Origin of the sequence: Megasphaera elsdenii DSM 20460 (assembly GCF_003010495.1) — a bacterium.
Lineage (GTDB): Bacteria > Bacillota > Negativicutes > Veillonellales > Megasphaeraceae > Megasphaera > Megasphaera elsdenii.
In genome coordinates this window covers 226,991-244,438 of record NZ_CP027570.1, presented here as the reverse complement: position 1 = coordinate 244,438, position 17,448 = coordinate 226,991, and the positions used below count along the sequence as shown (strand labels likewise).

Annotated in this window: 12 protein-coding genes; 9 read left to right on the top strand and 3 right to left on the bottom strand. The window is 46.9% G+C overall.

The window, feature by feature from the left end; genetic code table 11:
* The first annotated feature begins 85 nt into the window (after positions 1–85).
* Positions 86–1,621, top strand: a complete 1,536-nt coding sequence (gene guaA / locus C6362_RS01205; RefSeq protein ID WP_014016233.1) for a glutamine-hydrolyzing GMP synthase — start codon at positions 86–88, stop codon at positions 1,619–1,621.
* A 220-nt stretch (positions 1,622–1,841) separates the two neighbouring features.
* Here the strand turns inward: guaA and C6362_RS01200 are convergent, their stop codons facing one another.
* The gene (locus tag C6362_RS01200; RefSeq protein WP_198407943.1) at positions 1,842–4,493 is read right to left on the bottom strand and encodes a bifunctional diguanylate cyclase/phosphodiesterase; all 2,652 of its coding nucleotides are present in this window, start codon (positions 4,491–4,493) and stop codon (positions 1,842–1,844) included.
* Positions 4,494–5,502: 1,009 nt separating this feature from the next.
* Between C6362_RS01200 and C6362_RS12070 the strand changes: the two genes are divergently transcribed.
* The 5 genes from C6362_RS12070 (at position 5,503) to C6362_RS01175 (ending at position 14,904) form a co-directional block, all read left to right on the top strand.
* Entirely contained in the window at positions 5,503–6,480 is a 978-nt protein-coding gene (locus C6362_RS12070) for a hypothetical protein (RefSeq protein WP_014016235.1), read from the top strand.
* Positions 6,481–6,580: 100 nt separating this feature from the next.
* On the top strand, positions 6,581–7,030 hold the full coding sequence (locus C6362_RS01190) for a PPC domain-containing DNA-binding protein (RefSeq protein ID WP_014016236.1): 450 nt from the start codon (positions 6,581–6,583) through the stop codon (positions 7,028–7,030).
* 416 nt (positions 7,031–7,446) lie between these two features.
* Complete coding sequence (locus tag C6362_RS01185) at positions 7,447–9,702, top strand: ESPR-type extended signal peptide-containing protein (protein ID WP_014016237.1); 2,256 nt, start codon at positions 7,447–7,449, stop codon at positions 9,700–9,702.
* Positions 9,703–10,326: 624 nt separating this feature from the next.
* On the top strand, positions 10,327–14,712 hold the full coding sequence (locus C6362_RS12065; RefSeq protein WP_014016238.1) for a beta strand repeat-containing protein: 4,386 nt from the start codon (positions 10,327–10,329) through the stop codon (positions 14,710–14,712).
* Between the two features lie 12 nt (positions 14,713–14,724).
* On the top strand, positions 14,725–14,904 hold the full coding sequence (locus C6362_RS01175) for a type II toxin-antitoxin system RelB/DinJ family antitoxin (protein WP_014016239.1): 180 nt from the start codon (positions 14,725–14,727) through the stop codon (positions 14,902–14,904).
* Between the two features lie 262 nt (positions 14,905–15,166).
* Here the strand turns inward: C6362_RS01175 and C6362_RS01170 are convergent, their stop codons facing one another.
* Positions 15,167–15,523: a helix-turn-helix domain-containing protein gene (locus C6362_RS01170; protein WP_014016240.1), complete on the bottom strand. Its 357-nt coding sequence runs from the start codon at positions 15,521–15,523 to the stop codon at positions 15,167–15,169.
* A gap of 148 nt (positions 15,524–15,671) precedes the next feature.
* On the opposite strand from C6362_RS01170, the gene C6362_RS01165 reads away from it, so the two are divergent.
* From C6362_RS01165 to C6362_RS01155, 3 genes are all read left to right on the top strand, one after another.
* Positions 15,672–15,884: a DUF739 family protein gene (locus C6362_RS01165; RefSeq protein WP_014016241.1), complete on the top strand. Its 213-nt coding sequence runs from the start codon at positions 15,672–15,674 to the stop codon at positions 15,882–15,884.
* An 88-nt stretch (positions 15,885–15,972) separates the two neighbouring features.
* Entirely contained in the window at positions 15,973–16,644 is a 672-nt protein-coding gene (locus tag C6362_RS01160; protein ID WP_143073071.1) for a hypothetical protein, read from the top strand.
* Positions 16,645–16,661: 17 nt separating this feature from the next.
* Entirely contained in the window at positions 16,662–17,129 is a 468-nt protein-coding gene (locus C6362_RS01155; RefSeq protein ID WP_014016243.1) for a DUF2180 family protein, read from the top strand.
* Between the two features lie 59 nt (positions 17,130–17,188).
* Here C6362_RS01155 and C6362_RS12285 read toward each other — a convergent pair whose 3' ends face one another.
* Complete coding sequence (locus C6362_RS12285; RefSeq protein WP_014016244.1) at positions 17,189–17,416, bottom strand: DUF739 family protein; 228 nt, start codon at positions 17,414–17,416, stop codon at positions 17,189–17,191.
* Between the last annotated feature and the right edge of the window lie 32 nt (positions 17,417–17,448).

Sequence of the window (17,448 nt, the reverse complement as noted above, 5' to 3'; positions counted from 1 at the left end):
CTCATCTTCGTGTGTTATAATATGATAATCGAATGATTTAGGCAGCCGCCGCTGTCAAAGAAAGTATTTCACGAGGAGGCACTTAATGGATACCAAAGAACTCGTCATCGTTGTCGATTTTGGTGGTCAGTATAACCAGCTCATTGCACGGCGCGTCCGTGAAAACCACGTATACTGTGAAGTATACCCGTATCACAAAGCCGTTGCTAAAATCAAAGAACTTCAGCCCCAGGGCATCATCTTCACCGGTGGTCCTGGCAGCGTCTATGAAGACAATGCGCCGAAGATCGAAGCAGAAGTCTTCCATCTCGGCATCCCGGTCCTCGGCCTTTGCTATGGCATGCAGTTCATGGCACAGACCTTAGGCGGCGAAGTCAAACACGCCGACATGCGCGAATTTGGCAAGACCGAAATCGATGTCAATACGGCATCGCCTTTGTTCAAGGGCCTGCAGGAAAAAGAAATCGTCTGGATGAGCCATCAGGACTACGTCGCTTCCATCCCGGAAGGCTTTGAAATCGTAGCTCATACGGCCAATTGCCCGGTCGCTGCCATGCAGAACCCGGAAAAGAAACTCTATGCCATGCAGTATCATCCGGAAGTACTCCATTCGGAACACGGCAAGGAAATGCTCCATAACTTCCTCTTTGAAGTCTGCGGCTGCACCGGCTCGTGGACCATGGCCAACTATGCCAAGACGGCCATTGCCAACATCAAAGAAACCGTCGGCGACGGCAAAGTCGTCCTGGCCCTCTCAGGTGGCGTCGACAGCTCCGTAGCGGCAGCCCTCATCTCCAAAGCCGTCGGCAGCCAGCTGACCTGTATCTTCGTTGATCACGGCCTGCTCCGCAAGAACGAAGGCGACGAAGTCGAAGCGGCCTTCAAGGACAGCGGCATGAACTTCATCCGCGTCGATGCGTCGGAACGCTTCCTCAAGAAACTCGAAGGCGTCAGCGATCCCGAACGGAAACGGAAAATCATCGGCGAAGAATTTATCCGCGTCTTCGAAGACGAAGGCCGTAAAATCGGCTCCGTCGATTTTCTGGCCCAGGGGACGATTTACCCCGACGTCATCGAATCCGGTGCCGGCGATGCTGCCGTCATCAAGAGCCATCACAACGTAGGCGGCCTTCCGGCTGTCGTCGATTTCAAGGGCCTCATCGAACCGCTCCGCAACCTCTTCAAAGACGAAGTCCGCGAACTCGGTGCCGAATTGGGCCTGCCGGAATACCTCGTATGGCGCCAGCCTTTCCCGGGACCGGGCCTGGCTATCCGCGTCATGGGTGAAATCACCAAAGAAAAACTGGCTATCCTCCGCGATGCCGATGCCATCTTCCGCGAAGAAATCGCCAATGCCGGCATGCAGCGCGACATCAACCAGTACTTCGCCGTTCTGACCAACAATCGCTCTGTCGGCGTCATGGGCGACTTCCGTACCTATGACTACACCTTGGCCCTGCGCGGCGTCACCACAACCGACTTCATGACAGCGGACTGGGCACGTATCCCTTACGATGTCCTCGATAAGATTTCCAGCCGTATCGTAAACGAAGTAGACCATATCAACCGCATCGTGTATGACATTACCAGTAAACCACCCGCTACGATTGAATGGGAATAGTTGCAACAAGCCTCACAAATCGCTTAACCAAGCCGTTTGTGAGGCTTTCTTTTTTTCAAAAGTTCCAAAAGTGTACAAAAAAATTTTAAAAAAATTTTTTGGGGGCCTATTTTTGCCAAATTTCTCGAACAAAAAATATACACGGCCAACGGCCTTGTGCGTAGGGGCCGTCCCCTGCGGAATCGCATATAGGCGATGAATGGACTTACTGTGCCCCGGCTTATCTATCTTCGTTTCTCAATCGTTTCATAGCCAGGCGGTAGAAGCGGCGGGCTTTCATGGTAGTATCTTTTCTTAACAGGGGGTCCGTGGAATGGACGATGCTCCAGTGGAAGGTGATGGTGACGGGGCTGCCGTCTACTTGATGGATGTCTTGGAGGCGGTGCTGTATTTTCTGGGCCAGGGCTTCCGATTCTTCTGGGTTCTTTTCCTGGCGCAGGATGGCAAAGGTGGAGTTGAAGACCCGGGAGATGGTGGAATCTGTTCCGGCCATTTCCTGGATAATCTGCCCTTCTTGTCGGATTAGTTTGCGCAAAAGCGGCAGTTCATAGGATTTTTTCATATATTCGTCAAAGCGGCTTTCCAGCAAAATCAGGCAATACGGTTGGTGCGCTGTATCCCACGTTTCCTGGCAGGTCATTAAATCATTCAGGAAGCCCTGACGGTTTTGCAGGCCTGAGATGGGGTCGTTAAAGGGGTCAGACAAGTTTTGGCGGAGTTTGCGATAGAGTTGATCCGTATCAAAGAAGGCCCCCATCAGGCCGATAATCTGGCCATTCTGGTAAATAGGCCATTTATAGCAGATGATGTGGTGGAGGATTCCTTTTACAATACATTCGCCCGGCACATTTTCGATAAATTTTCCTTGGTGTAGTACATCCAGTTCATCATTTCGGTAAGGGGCATTATCCATATGCCAATTCATATCCTCATCGGTTTTGCCAATGATTTCTTCTTCTGACTGAAGACCGTAGTGATGGAGAAAGGACTGGCTGGCTCCCAGGAAGCGGCGATTTTTGTCTTTCCAGAAATAATTGAAGCGGGTATTTTTTTTGAAATTGGCCCATAGCAGGGCAGGGAGAGCATCGGTGGTTCCGCGGGAAACAGCAGATACCGTCACGGGGTTATCGATTGTCCGGACGGCTACCAGCAGCAGGGGATGCTGGACATTGTATAGCAGGACGACCATACATTCCCGCCATTTGTAGTTGCCATGCTTATCTTTGGAACGGAAAAAGCAGGAGAGGCTTCCCGACGCATTTTGGCTGAGCCGCTGTTTTATGGTGGTCAGGTCGGCAAAGGCCAGGTAACTGGCCCGGTCTTCTTCGTAGACGCGCTGCTGGGCAAATTGCTGGAGTGTTTCCTGGATATTCTGCGCCTTTCCCTGGAAGAGAAACTGGCTGCTGTTATTGTTGGCGTAAAGATGCTCTATCGTGTCCTCCTGAGGGGATATCAGGTATACATCTTCAAATAAATCGTACAAGTACCGGAGATTGGCGTCCAGCTTGTTCTGCTGGAGACCGGGAGTGCTTTGGGAAATGTTCTGAAACTCCGTATGAATCAGCAGATGGCGGTTCATTTCACAGATTACCCGGATTCGGACGCCGATATAATCTCCGTCGTCGATATAGTAGTAGGTTTCCAGCTGATGGCTTTTCCGGGATAATTCGATATAAGTGCGGAAAGTACGGATAACCTCCAGCTTTTTCGGCTGATTCATATTCTTTTCGACGTCCGCTAGGCTGTAGCCCATTTTTCGGATTTCATCCCGATAGGGTTGGTTCGTATAGATATAGCGGAGATAGCCTGTCTCATCCATCTCGTAAAGGGCGCTGGTCCGGTCCGTTTCATGGATGGACATACTGGCCATGTCGTAGAAATGGAACCATTTCCGAGGTTCCGTCGTGCGGCCTTCTGCTTCCATATGTGCTAAGACGCCGGTCAGGGGCTGCGGTTTGCCATAATAGTAACCCTGCTGACGGCCACAGCCAATAGAGGCCAGATAATCTGCCTGTTCCTTGGTTTCTACCCCTTCGACCAAAGTCTTGATTCCCAGCCGTTTGGCCATGATGATGACAGAGGACACGATACTTCGGGAGACTTCCGTAAAGTTCCGGAGGAAGCTCATATCCAGTTTAATCAAGTCTAACCGGTAGTCCTTCAAGACATTCAGGGAGGAGTAGCCACTGCCGAAGTCATCCAGCCAGACTTCATAGCCTTCGTTCCGCAGGCGGTCGATGGTCTGGTGTATTTCCTGGGCATTCTGTGCCAGTACGCTTTCTGTGATTTCTACATGGAGGAAATCGCGGGGCAGACTATATTTTTTTCGCATATTTTCTACTACCGTGAAGACATCCATATTGTCAAAATCGTATTTGGACAGGTTAAAAGAAATCGGCGTAATGGGCAGGTTTTCATCCAAGCGCTGACGCAGCATCCGGCAGACTTCCTCCAGTACATACGTATCCAGGCGATGGATCAGACGGACCTGTTCCAAAATCGGGATGAAAGAAGCCGGAGACAGAAAGCCGACCTGGGGGTCGACCCAGCGGGCCAGGGCTTCCATGCCACATAGTTTTCCCGTCAAAGTGCGGATGATCGGCTGATAGTATACTTGAATCCAATGCTTTTCCAGGGCTTCGTCCAGATGCTGGGTGACATAGTCCTGGATGTCCCGGTCTACCCGATGACCGTTCTGGGGAATGTCGATTTCCTGGAGGGTGCAGTAGATTACCTTTCCCCAGATTTCCGTATCCACCTTGCGACCGGATATGTCCGCATAGCGGATGCGGTTTTCCCGCGTGAACAAATGGGCCTGGACATGAGCGAAACGGCCTTGTTTTTCTATCAGCTCCCGTTGAACTTCTTCCATAAACCGGGGCTGGTCATTTATGGCGACTACATTGCGTCCGTTATTACGGATATGGTGACGAAATTCCTCCAAATTCCGGCAATCGAAGAGCCGCAGCGTTTCTCCATTGGCATAAAGCAGTGAAAAAGGCTCCTGTGCCTGCACGATGTAAAAACAGCAGGGTAAGTCCTCGAATATGTCCGTGAACGGTTTCAGATTCGTTGTACAAACAGCAGGTTCCATAGTTAATCTCCTTGCAAGTTGAAGCATATTACCCAAAATCTATATCTTTATTAAATTATCTCACAATTTATCCCTGAGAGCAATGATGACCCGTAATCTTAGAAGAAGCTAGACCCAAATCGACCTTCGATTTTTTAGGAAATTGTTAATCCTATCTCGATGAGATTATGGCCATGTATCATTCGTTATCGCATACAGGCGACAGGAAAAGAACGCAGGCCGCAGGTCGCCAAAAACTGCACGGCCAACGGCCTTGTGCGTAGGGGACGCCTAAAGTGCGTCCCGCTATGAGAGTGGATTATAACCCATTCGAGTATAATAGTGAGCCTTTACGAAATACGATTCACGGGATTTTCCTCGGATTCAGATGCGGCTTCGCCGCGATAAACTCAGAATTGTATTACAACCCTGTGCCATTCGTCATAAATTCTGGCTGTACACGGGATTCACGCGGCCTTTTTGGCCCGTCAGGTGCCGACCAGAGGAAGGCGCAGGGCGGTTGCCAAAACGGACAGCTGTAGCTGGACACCTTGCTCAGGACGTCCCCTACGGAATCGCAGACAGGCGATAAATGGGAACTCTGTTTACTGGCTACAAAAATACACGGCCTCTGGCCTTGTGCGTAGGGGCCGTCCCGGTTAGGGCGGCCCGCTGTGATATTTAACAACATCTGGTTCTGACATTATGGAGAGCCTTTACGGACTGCGGACCATTGCTTTTCGAGGGGCTCCCTGATTGTATAAAGAGTTTGGATTTGATACAATAAAGAAAAAGGGAGGTGTAGCCGATGAATGAGGAGATAATGCAGGATGTAAAGGAACAGCTGGTGGGCGCATTGGATTACGATCAAGCAGCTAAAGGCGTTTTATCACAGAAAAAGGTGCTGGCTTATATCTTGAAACGGACGGTTCCCGAATTTGAATCGGCCAGCCTCGATGATATTGCCAATATCTACATCGAAGGAACGCCGGAAGTCAGTACGGTTCCGGTTTCCAAGGACAAAACGAATGCGGTTAGACACGCCTTGGAGCGACAGGATACACCGAAAATCAAAGGGGCACAGAATGAAGATAACAGCATAACGGAAGGCTCCATCGTCTTTGATATCTTGTTTCGGGCGAAGGCACCGGAAACGAATGAGCTTATTACGCTGATTATCAATGTGGAAGCACAAAAACGATTGAACCCGAAAAAGAAAATGGGAGATACCTATCCTTTATTAAAAAGAGCTGTCTATTATGCCAGCCGTTTGATTTCTTCGCAAAAAGGAACCGAATTTACCAATAGCGACTACGATAAAATAAAGAAGGTCTATACCATTTGGATTTGCATGGAAGCCCCGCAGGGAAAAAGCGCTATCAACCGCTATCAGCTGAAAGAACAGCATTTGCTGCACCGCTATAAAGAACCGTGTCAGAATTATGACCTCATGGGCATCATCTTTGTCTATCTGGGAAACAGCAAAGTCAAGGACCAGCTGATAAATCTGCTTGATTTGATGTTCAAATCGTCAAAGAATGCCAACGAAAAGATTACGGCCCTGCATAATGATTTTGGGATTGATTTGACACAAGAAGGAGAGGGGGATTTGAAGCTCATGTGCAACTTAGGAGAAGGATTGTATGAAGATGGTCTGATGAAGGGAAAATTGGAATCAGCTTTGGAAATGCTCAAGGATGGTGTGGATTTAGACAAAGTCGCAAAGTATACCAAATTATCACTTTCCATCATCAAGGAACTTGCTAAACAAAATAAATTGATTTAGGAGCAATTACCAAAATACCGCCATGGTGCTTGCCTTGACTCTTTTCTGGTGCCGGCTTTACAATGGCAGTAGGTCAGTGTGCTACAAGGAGGCATGACATATGGATTATCGTAAATTTGGGGAAACTTATTATATTCGGCTGGATCGGGGCGATGAGATTATCAGTTCGATTTTAGGGATTTGTCAGAAAGAACAGATTGAATCGGCTATTTTTTCAGGTATTGGCGGCTGCCGTTCGGCCGAAATCCAGACGTTCATTCCGGAAACGGGGAGTTTTGAGGTCCAAGAGCTGAAAGGAATGCTGGAACTAGTCTCGCTGACTGGGAATGTCGTTACTGATGATGCGGGTACCTATTTCCATCACACCCACGCGGCTTTTTCTTATAAAAAAGATGGCGAACATCACATTGCGGCAGGGCATATCAAGTCGATTGAAGTTCTGTACACGGCTGAAATCGAACTACGGCCCGTCCTTGGCGGACGAATTCGGCGGAAATATGACCCGGAAACGGGAACCGGATTTTGGGATTTCGGGACAGAAACAGATTAACGGGATCGTGTATGATGGTTTCATCATGCACGGTCTTTTTTATGTGCAGATTTCCTGTGAAATTGTCCCAAGTCTATATACAAAAAGAGAGCATTTTATGAACCCCTCAAGCGAGGATTTCCATGGAATGCTCTTTTTTTTGTAAAATTTTTTGTAATATTTTATTAATATATAGTATTAAATAAATATTAATAATTTACAATAAAAAGAATAAAAAAGTAATAACAAATAAATGTCTACACAGCTGCAAAATGGCTTTAGTAAGCCTTTTATTAACAAAAATAAGTGCTATAATGATATCACAAAAAGACCATATAAAATACATAAAAATGCAATATAGTGAAAGGCGGTGCATCGAAAAAAATTTTACATGGTATATAAGGTGAAGTCATTATAAGCAAAGGATGCGCAAAATTATGAACAAAATATTTAAAGTCATTTACAGCAAAACCAGACATTGCTACGTTGTCGTCTCGGAACTAGCAAAAAGTCATTGCAAAACCACACAAAGTCATACAGTCAGAAGCAAAACAGCCCTGACGGCAGCTGTGTTGCTGGCATTGGGAGCTTTCTCGTTTGTAGGGATGCCAGTGGTGCAGGCGGCCGACGGCACTGAAAGCTTACGGAATAATGATTTTGTGGGAGCCAATGATTACTATTGGTACTATGACGAAAAGGAAAAGGATAAGGATAAGAAATGGAAAACATATCAATATAAAGCAACGGATATCTTTAATAATCGTTCACGGCACGACTTGCCGAACTATCAGGGCGGTGGTGCAAAGTTACCTGGCGCCATCACTGCGGGGTTATATGCACAGGCAGGACAGCAGACGGTTACCATTGGTGATCGCAATGCCGGCCAGTCAAAAGGCAGTGTATTCATTGGTGAACATAGTGGATATAATAATGGGGATAATGCTCCTGCTGGGATGAAAAACAACTATGTGACATCTGTTGGGTTCCAATCTGATGCTACCGGTTGGGGTTCTATTGCCATCGGCTCTAATGCAAAAGCTGAAAATTCAAAGATGGAGAGCCAAGTTGTAGAAGAAGTAGGGAAGGCTAATACTTCTGGTACAGTAAGTGATGATACTTATGGAATAAAAGAAAACCCGACAATCCAGGGAGCTTCTGTAGCTTTAGGCTATAACGCTCATTCAAAAGACGGTAATATCGCCATTGGTTCCTATTCAGATGCTACATCTACAGATAAAAATGATTCTTACGTCTCCGTAGGTAATGCAAACCTTAAGCTTAAGCGTCGCATTACCAATGTCGCCGACGGTACCGAAACTACCGATGTGGCTACGGTGGGACAGATGAACAAAGCCATTAAGTCCATCGGGACTACGGGCTGGAACCTAAGCACCAACGGTTACAGCTCTTCCACAACTATTACCTCTGGCAAGACTGTCGACTTTTCGCCTGCTGTTGATGGAAAGAACGGGACAACGGATCATAAAAACGTAAAGATTTCTAACGATGGCTCTAACGTCAAAATCGGTCTGAACAAGGATATCGTCCTTGGGGAAGCGACTAAAGGCGAGGGTGGCAGCCTGAATGTGTATTCCGATTCTACTGAAGCCAGTAACTTGGGAAATCGTGTGAGCATTGATGGCTCTACGGTCAGCGTCTACTATGGAAGTGAAGAAGGTGCTTCAGGGACAAAGCGTGGCGTAGTCCTTGGTGTAGGAGAGGACTGGAATCGTAATGCACAAGGATATATTGCCTTTAACAACATTGATCCTAATGGGAAAATAGATTCTACCTATTTGCATAGTGCTACGGACGCACCGGATAACCTGAAAGGACGTCTGGTATATTCAAACACCATGAGTGGAACTGAATACATTGCCAATCTGGATGATGGCATTACCTTTACCGGCGATGTGCAAAAAGATGTGCCGAAAGACTACACCCAAACTCCAACAAAACTCAACATGACGCTCAATATCACGGGCGGCGCTGCAACGGAAAAAGATTTGACAGAAGGAAATATCGGTGTCGTTTCAACTCCGGCAGCAGAAAGTGCGGATGGCACGACTCAGGCATCCAAACTGGAAATCAAGCTGAATAAGGACCTGAAAGGCATCACCTCCATCACCAGCCAGAGCACAACAAACTCCACCGGTGCCAAAATTGAATTAGGAGCAAATGGTACCACCATCTCCGGCGGCGATGTCAACGTTAGCGAACACAAGGTTACTGGTCTGGCAAATGGCGATGTAAGTACTACGTCTACTGATGCTATTACAGGCCAACAGCTGAATGCTGTAAAAACTGATTTGACGAAGGATTTGACAGTCAATGCCGGCTGGGGCCTTGAAAAAGAAGGCAATACAATTAGTCTGGAACGTAATCTGGGAAAGAACTATGGGAATACATACGGTGGAAAGGGCAAGGTTACTTTTGAAGCAGATGGGGAAAACTCACTGATTATAGGCGGCGGCGCAATCAATAAGATTCGGGATGAGAGAGATAAAAACTTTACATTTGGTGCTCATGCAAAAGATTCTGTTCTTGTAGGCGGCATGAATAATGATATTGACAAAAACAGTGAAAGAGCACTGATTGTTGGTGGAGTTAACAATAAAACTCTTTCCACAGATAAAGTACAACAAACCGGCACAGATGCTATTATCGTTGGTGGAGCTGATAATAAAGCATAAGGTGATGGTGCTGTCTTAATTGGTGGTAATCGCAATGAAGCATCAGGCTCCTATTCAATGACCGTTGGAGGAACTAACAATAAAAATGAGGGACGGATGTCATCTATTTTTGGAGGCACTAGCAATACAATAGAAGGAGAAGGTAACTTTGCTACTATTTTTGGTGGTGATAATAATGTTGCTGACAATATTTCTGCTGTTGTTGGTGGTGGTAATCGTAACCATTCTTCTGGATATTATTCAACTGTTTTGGGTGGTCACTATAATCTAGCCAATGGTGGACTTTCTACTGCTATTGGTGGCGAAAACAATAATGCTAGCGGTAATGGTTCTGTAGTTGTAGGTGGAGGTCATAATTTAACTTCCGGTATAGATTCATATGCTTCGGGCGGTCTTTATAATAATGTAACGGGTAGAGGCGCCTCATCGCTAGGAGGAGAATATTCTAGTGTTAACGGGATACTTTCAACTGGCGTAGCAGGTGGTTCTACGGGAGATGATGCAGTTCTTGCCTTAGCAGCTGGTAATCAATCTGTAGTTACGAATAGTGGTGTTGAAAAAACATATATAAGTGCTGAAGAATATGACCAAATTGCATCTGATGTAAAAAGCGGTGAATATATTATGGATCAATCATATTCAGGTGCCGCTCCTGAAGATATCAGGTATATTCATTATGACAAAGCTTCAACGGCTTTGGGATATCAAGCTACAGCTAATCAGCCTGGAACAATAGCTTTTGGTCATGATGCTGGTGATGAATCCGGTTATACCTATGAATGGGAAACCCTGACCGATGAAAAAGGCAATCCGAAACAAAATGAGATTGATGGAACAACTAATGATTATACAAAGGCGCCTAAAATAAAGAAGAAAGCTCCTTATACCTCTGCTTACTACAACCGCCTTGTCAAAGTCGCCGACGGCCAGGATGACCACGATGTCGTCGTCATGGAACAGCTGAAGCAGTATGCTGAAAAAGATGCCGGCAATATCGGTACAAATCTGACTGCCGATACGGTATATCGGAAGAATGACGATGGCTCCATTAAAGTTGATTCCAACGGCAATCCGCTTGTTGATGAGGATGCTACAAAGAAGGCTCTTACTGAAGCCCAGACAGCCAACGAAAATGCCTGGAGCACAGCTATCGGCACTGGCAAGATTGCTGATCCGAATGCAGCGGATAAAAAGACCAATGGTTCTCAGCAGCTGGTAACCGGCGGCACGGTGTATACAGAAGTTCGTCCAAAAGACGGTACCTATGTACATACAGCTAGCACAACAGCTGCTAACTTGAGTGCACTTGATAAGCAGGTCGCTGCCAATACGGATGCACTGACAAAGCCGAACCATAACATCAAATACTATTCAGTAAAGGTAGGTCCTTCTTTAGGATTTGATCAATACACAAATGAAAATAATAATGGCGCGCAAGGAACAGCTAGTCTGGCAGCCGGCAATGTGACACATACAGATGGAGTCGCATCAACTGTGGTTGGCTCGTATTCTGCTGTTTTCGGAACTGGTCTCCAAGGCGCTGCAGCCGTATCTTATGGTACTGTCAATGTAAATAACAACACGGACACCACAAAGGCATATAGCGGTGTAGCCAACAGTATCGTGGGTCAGGCCAATATGACTACGAACTCCAATGCAGCAATCATCTATGGCGCAGGCAACACAGTCACTGATTCCTATCGTGACATCGATAAAGATAAGGCAGAAGCAATATCAAATTCAACCGGGAACGCTGAACAGCTGAAAAATGCTTTGCAGGATGCAGTTCCGACCAGCGGTGCTCAGGTCATGGTTATGGGCGGCGCCAACTCCGTTGACAAAGCCTATATGACGCAGGTCACCGGTGTCGGCAACAAAGTAACCGGTCAGGATAGCACCTACGCAGAAGAAACATCAACACAGTACAACTATGTTGACGGCTTCCAGAACGAATTGACTAATGGCAAGCATGACTATATCATTGGCTCGAACAACAAGGTCAGCGGTGACAGTGTAGACAACAACCAGTCCAACATCGTGATTGGTGATAACCACAAATTGACGAATCAGAAGAACAACGTCATTATCGGCTCGTCTGATAAAGAACAAGAAATGACTGCCTCGAATGCCGTATCTATTGGACATAATGCCAAAACTGGTGGCGATGCTGTAGCAATAGGTGAAAAGGCGAAAGCTCTTAATCAGGGTATCGCTGTTGGTGCGAATGCTTCTGCCGGCTACGGACAGAATATGGCTCTTGGTTACTATGCAAGTGTTGCCAGCGGTGTCAACAATTCCACTGCTCTTGGTTATGGCAGCCAGATTACCAAACGCGATATCCTTCCTACCGATGGCAATGATGGAGTTGTCTCTGTTGGTAAAGCTGTTGGCCAGTCTGGAGAAAAAGGCATTACCCGTCGCATCATCAACGTGAAAGCCGGCGTGAAAGACACTGATGCAGTCAATGTATCTCAGCTGAAATCTGCTCAGACTGATTTGACCGACAAGGGCCTGACCTTTGCCGCCAACTCCGGTACTGCCTATAAGGCTAAGTTAGGTGATACGGTGACGATTCAGGGCACCGAGAAGAAAGACGGCCATGAATACACGGCTGATAACCTGACCACGGAAATTGATGAAAATGGCAACATCAAAATCCTCATGGACAAGGATATGTCCGTGGAAAAGATTGCTGTAAACGGCAAGGATGGAGAAAATGGTGCTCCCGGTACTCCTGGCAGCATCGGCATCAGTGGCCAGGACGGCCAGTCCAGTGTTGGTATTGACGGCAAAGACGGTATCTCCATCAAAGGCAGAGATGGCAAAGATGGTGTGACCATGAAAGCTGTCGATGGTGAAAATGGTACAGAAGGCCATATCGGCTTGACAGGCCCTGCTGGCACCAATGGCATAAATGGTGCAAATGGACAGCCGGGAACTTCCATTGATATCACCGTCAAGAACGGCTATGATGGAACAGATGGCAAGGATGGTGTCAAAGGTGAAAAAGGTGTCGATGGTACAAGCTTGACACGTATCGTCTACAAAGATGGTGCTGGTGAACATCAGGTAGCTACCATGGAAGACGGCCTGAAATTCAAGGGTGATGATACGACTGTCATTAACAAGAAGCTCAACAACACTCTCGATATCATCGGCGGTGCGAAGGGCGACCTGACAGAAGGCAACATCGGCGTCAAGAGCGACAGCGGCAAGCTGAAAGTCCAGCTGGCAAAAGATCTGACGGGTATCACATCCATCAGCAACCAGAAGACCGAAGGCGGCAAGACCACCGGTGCCAAGATTACCCTTGGCGATGATGACAGTGTTGATGTCAACGGTGGCAAGATCACCCATGTAGGCAGTGGTGCAGATGCATCCGGCAACTACACAACTACAACGAATGCTGCTAACATCGGTGATGTACAGAAAATTGTCAAAGATGCTGTTGATAGTGCAGCTGATACTACCAACAAGGCATTGGCAGGCAAAGCCAATGTCGATGCATCCAACATCGGTGCTAATCTGAAAGGTGAAGATGGCAAGACTCCGGCAACCGAAGCAGAAAAGACCAAGAATGAAAATGCTTGGGGCAGTGCTATCGGTACTGGCAAAATCGAAGCCAATAATGGCCAACTGGTTACCGGCAAGACTGTCTATGAGTACAACAAGCCTGTTGCAGAGGATGGCAAGACGCTGAATTATGTTTCTGAAGGTAAAACAACCGGTCAGAACTTAGGTGCCCTCGATGCACAGGTCAAGAACAATGCTGATGCCATCAAGAAAAACAGCGAATCCATTCAGAATATTACCAATAACGTGAAGAACCTCAGTGACAATGCAGTTCAGTATGATGAAGACTCCAATAAGACAACAGTCACGCTGGGCGGTGACGGCGGTACGACCATCACCAACGTCAAGGGTGGTACTCTGAGCGATAGCAGCACGGATGCCGTCAATGGTAAACAGCTGTATGATGAACAGCAGGCCCGTGAAAAGGCAGATGCAGAAATTAATCAGAAAGTGACGAACAATACCAACGATATTACCAACATCAAGAATGGCAACTTCACGGATGCCAGCAAGACGGCTATCCATAATATCGCTAAGAATGCTGTCAAAGTTGTCGATGGCAAGAATACGACGGTCACTACGGTCGATGGCACGGATACGACTCCGACGACCTACGCCGTCAATGTCGAAGGCACGGGCAAGGTCGCTGCTGACAATACGGGCTTGATTTCCGGTGATACGCTCTACAAAGAAGTTCATGTGGACAAGGATGGCTCTTACATCAAGGGCAGCCAAACTGTCGGCCAGAACCTGTCTGCTCTGGATTCCGGTCTTAAGACGACGAGCGACCTCATCCACACGAACACTACAGGTGACACCATCCAGATTGGTGGCAATAGCACGGCTACGAAGATTGATGTCAATGGCAAGGATGGCAAGGGCCGCGTCATTACCGGTGTTGTCAGCGATGCTAACGACCCGAACAGTGCGGCTAACGTCGGATACGTCAACGGCCTAACTGCCGCCAACACGCAGCAGATTTACCGCGATATGAACAATGCGTACAGCCGTCTGGATACGAACATCAACAGAGCGGCAGCCGGCAGCAATGCTTTGGCAGCGCTCCATCCGCTTGATTTCGACCCGGCTGATAAAGCAAGCTTCGCTGTCGGTTATGGTCATTACCGTAACGCCAATGCAGCCGCTGTCGGTGCCTTCTACCAGCCGAATGCCAATACCATGGTCAACATGGGCATTTCTCTTGGCAACGGCGACCCGGGCTTCAATGCCGGTGTCTCCCTCAAGATTGGCAAAGGCTCCGCATACAACGGCGTCAGCAAGGCTGAAATGGCACAGACCATCCACGACCAGGCTACGGAAATCTCGGCTATCAAAGCTGACGATGCTGCTAAGGATAAACGAATCGATGCCTTGGAAAAAGAAAACCAGGAAATGAAGAAACAGATTCAGGAAATCCTGGCTCGCCTGAATGGATAAAAGGGGGGAATCATGGCACAGACAACGATTTGTATCCGTATCGACGCGGATTTGAAAAAAGACTTTGAAAAGTTTTGCGATTCCGTAGGCATGAGCATGTCCACAGGGATCAACATCTTCATCAAAAAATCTGTCGGGGAACAACGTATCCCCTTTGAAATCACAGCTAAAAGCGATACGGAAAAAGAATAGAGAGAAGGACAGTTCCCGAGAATGATTTAAAGGGCCCGTGCATGATGGTGTTTCATCATGCGCGGGCCCTTTTTTCTTTGTGATATTCGGACTCAGGTGTGGCTACGCTGCGACAGACTCATGATTATATTATGACCGTTTGCTATCTGTCATAAATTCCGGCTATGCACAGGATTCACGGCGGTACGCCCTTTGGGACGTCCCCTACGATATCGCATGCAGGCGATGAAAAAGTGCGCTGAAGATATGACAGCGAAATTAATCATTTCTGTTCATTGTCAAGATTTTTGAAGCGGACAAAATCGAGGACGGCTTTTTTGTTCGTATCGTCCAGCGTGCGATAAAGCGATAGCAACTGAGTTTCGTCGGAGGAAAGGGTGCTGGTCAGGGAATCGGTATCTGGTTCCATGCGCACATCGTACCCCATGAGCCACGATTCGGAGACATGTAGGGCACGGGCGATGAGCATGACGTTAGTTTGTTTTGCTTTCCAACGTCCATTTATATATGAACTGATGATACCGCGGGTCAAACCGGTTTTGCGGGCCAGGTCCACAGCGCGCATCTGGCGGTATTCAAGGGCTTGTTTCAGGCGTTTTCCAAAAATATTATTTTCCATGGGGTAACCTCCTTTTCTTTCACAAGTATACAATAAACGTTTAGAAATCTCAACATTTTGTGCAAAAAGCCTTGACGATAGGCTATTTTTATAGTACTATTTTTTTGTGAAGAAAAGTACAGATTTCGAATCAAAAAGGAGGACCGATATGACGTATGATTATTCTAAACTCTACGGCCGCATGGCAGAACTGGGAATTACCCGCGAAGAGCTGGCAAAACAGTTAGAAATAAGCCGCTCTACGCTTTATTCCAAGCTGACTTCGCGGACTGAGTTCACGCAGGATGAAATCCGTAGATGTGTAGAAATTTTACGTCTGGATGTACGCGATTTGTCACTGTATTTTTTTAGGACTAAATAGTTTCGATAACAAATCAATAGGAGGGAGAACGATGCTGAAAAAATGGATTTCAACGGGGATATTTTTATTGTGTCTGATGTATAGTCCTGTGAGCTTTGCGTATGTCGATGATGCCGGCGTCATGAACCAATTCGACTATGATAATGCAACGCCCCTTTGGGATTACATTAATGCTAATGGCTATCGTTTCTATGGACATGACGCGATGAATGACCAGTACATCAAGACTGATAACAGTATGTTCATTACGATTAGCCGCGGCGGTTTTTTGGGTGATTTTTACAGTTATCCCGCTGGGACACTGACACAGTTGATTTTCTTGAAGCCCGGTCCGATGACGGATAAGGGCATCCAAGTAGGCGATAAAGCAGAAAAAGTCATCAAGGTGTATGGGCAGGCCTATCCTGCTGACCGCAAAGATGTGTACAGTCATGATCCGGATACGGGATTCTGGGTTCAGGGAACGAGAAATTACAAGACGAACTATGGCGATCAACAGAAGTTCCACTATATGGTCCTTACTTATTACGATCGCCAAGGCCATCACCTGCATTTTTTGGCCGACAAACATTCGGAACGCATCAAAGCGATTATTTACTGGAAAGGCTGGCCTAATTTAGGGGAATCGACTTATGCACAGGGCATCATGAATGAGCTATCGGACTTGGGATTGACACGGTTCGTATTGGAAAGTGAAATGAAGGAACATCCGTTGAAATCAGGATGGCGCGCGATTACCGATGCCTGGCATGGGATTTAAATAAGGAGGACTTTGCTATGAAATGTTATAATCATCCGGAGCGGGATGCTGTAGGGACCTGTGTGGATTGTGGAAAAGGGTTGTGCCAGGAATATATGGATTTATGGACTATACCTGTTTGTGCTGACTGTAATTTGAAACGCTGGCAGGCCACGAAACATGAGGTTTTCAAGGAGTTTGCCATTACAGCGGTCTTCGCCATCATCGGCCTTGTCTTTGCTTTCCAGGGATATAATGGGCTGTTCAACGCCATCGCAGTCATTTGGATGATGGCCGGCGTTTATCCTGGCTGGAAAATGCTGACTCGGATTACGCCGAATGTTTTCCTGATATTGCCGCTTATCGGTTGGGTCTTATATTTTTTCATCAAATTCTTTATCGCCATGCTGATTGGCTGGATTTGCCTGCCTATTCGGTTGTTCAAGAATATACGGACCTTGAAAGAGGCTAAAAAAATAGAGATGGCAATTGCTTCATTGAAATAACATAACACAAGGGGCTGTCGCGATGCGATAGCCCCGTTTTTGCATGGTGAGTGCTAGACTTATAGAATTGTGAAAAAATAGAGAGTTATCTTTTCTGGAGGGATGCGGAGTAGGGACACGATTTTTCGGATTTCGTCTTGTGTGAATTCACTTTGAGAGTTCAGTTTCTTGGTAAGTGATTCGGGACTGATGGAGATTTTTTGGGCCAATACTGAAATTGTTAGTGAATGGCTGTTCATGAGGTCTTGTAAGGCGCTGTAATTGTAGGTGACATTTCTTTGTTTCATGAGAGGCTCTCCTTCCATGTTTTCTTTTTTTT

What these genes read in the sequence shown, in the direction of transcription:
- C6362_RS01200 (WP_198407943.1), bottom strand. Translation starts at nt 4,493, where the DNA reads ATGGAAGAAGTTCAACGGGAGCTGATAGAAAAACAAGGCCGTTTCGCT.
- C6362_RS01175 (WP_014016239.1), top strand. Translation starts at nt 14,725, where the DNA reads ATGGCACAGACAACGATTTGTATCCGTATCGACGCGGATTTGAAAAAA.
- C6362_RS01170 (WP_014016240.1), bottom strand. Translation starts at nt 15,523, where the DNA reads ATGGAAAATAATATTTTTGGAAAACGCCTGAAACAAGCCCTTGAATAC.
- C6362_RS01190 (WP_014016236.1), top strand. Translation starts at nt 6,581, where the DNA reads ATGGATTATCGTAAATTTGGGGAAACTTATTATATTCGGCTGGATCGG.
- C6362_RS12065 (WP_014016238.1), top strand. Translation starts at nt 10,327, where the DNA reads ATGGATCAATCATATTCAGGTGCCGCTCCTGAAGATATCAGGTATATT.
- C6362_RS01165 (WP_014016241.1), top strand. Translation starts at nt 15,672, where the DNA reads ATGACGTATGATTATTCTAAACTCTACGGCCGCATGGCAGAACTGGGA.
- C6362_RS01155 (WP_014016243.1), top strand. Translation starts at nt 16,662, where the DNA reads ATGAAATGTTATAATCATCCGGAGCGGGATGCTGTAGGGACCTGTGTG.
- guaA (WP_014016233.1), top strand. Translation starts at nt 86, where the DNA reads ATGGATACCAAAGAACTCGTCATCGTTGTCGATTTTGGTGGTCAGTAT.
- C6362_RS12070 (WP_014016235.1), top strand. Translation starts at nt 5,503, where the DNA reads ATGAATGAGGAGATAATGCAGGATGTAAAGGAACAGCTGGTGGGCGCA.
- C6362_RS12285 (WP_014016244.1), bottom strand. Translation starts at nt 17,416, where the DNA reads ATGAAACAAAGAAATGTCACCTACAATTACAGCGCCTTACAAGACCTC.
- C6362_RS01185 (WP_014016237.1), top strand. Translation starts at nt 7,447, where the DNA reads ATGAACAAAATATTTAAAGTCATTTACAGCAAAACCAGACATTGCTAC.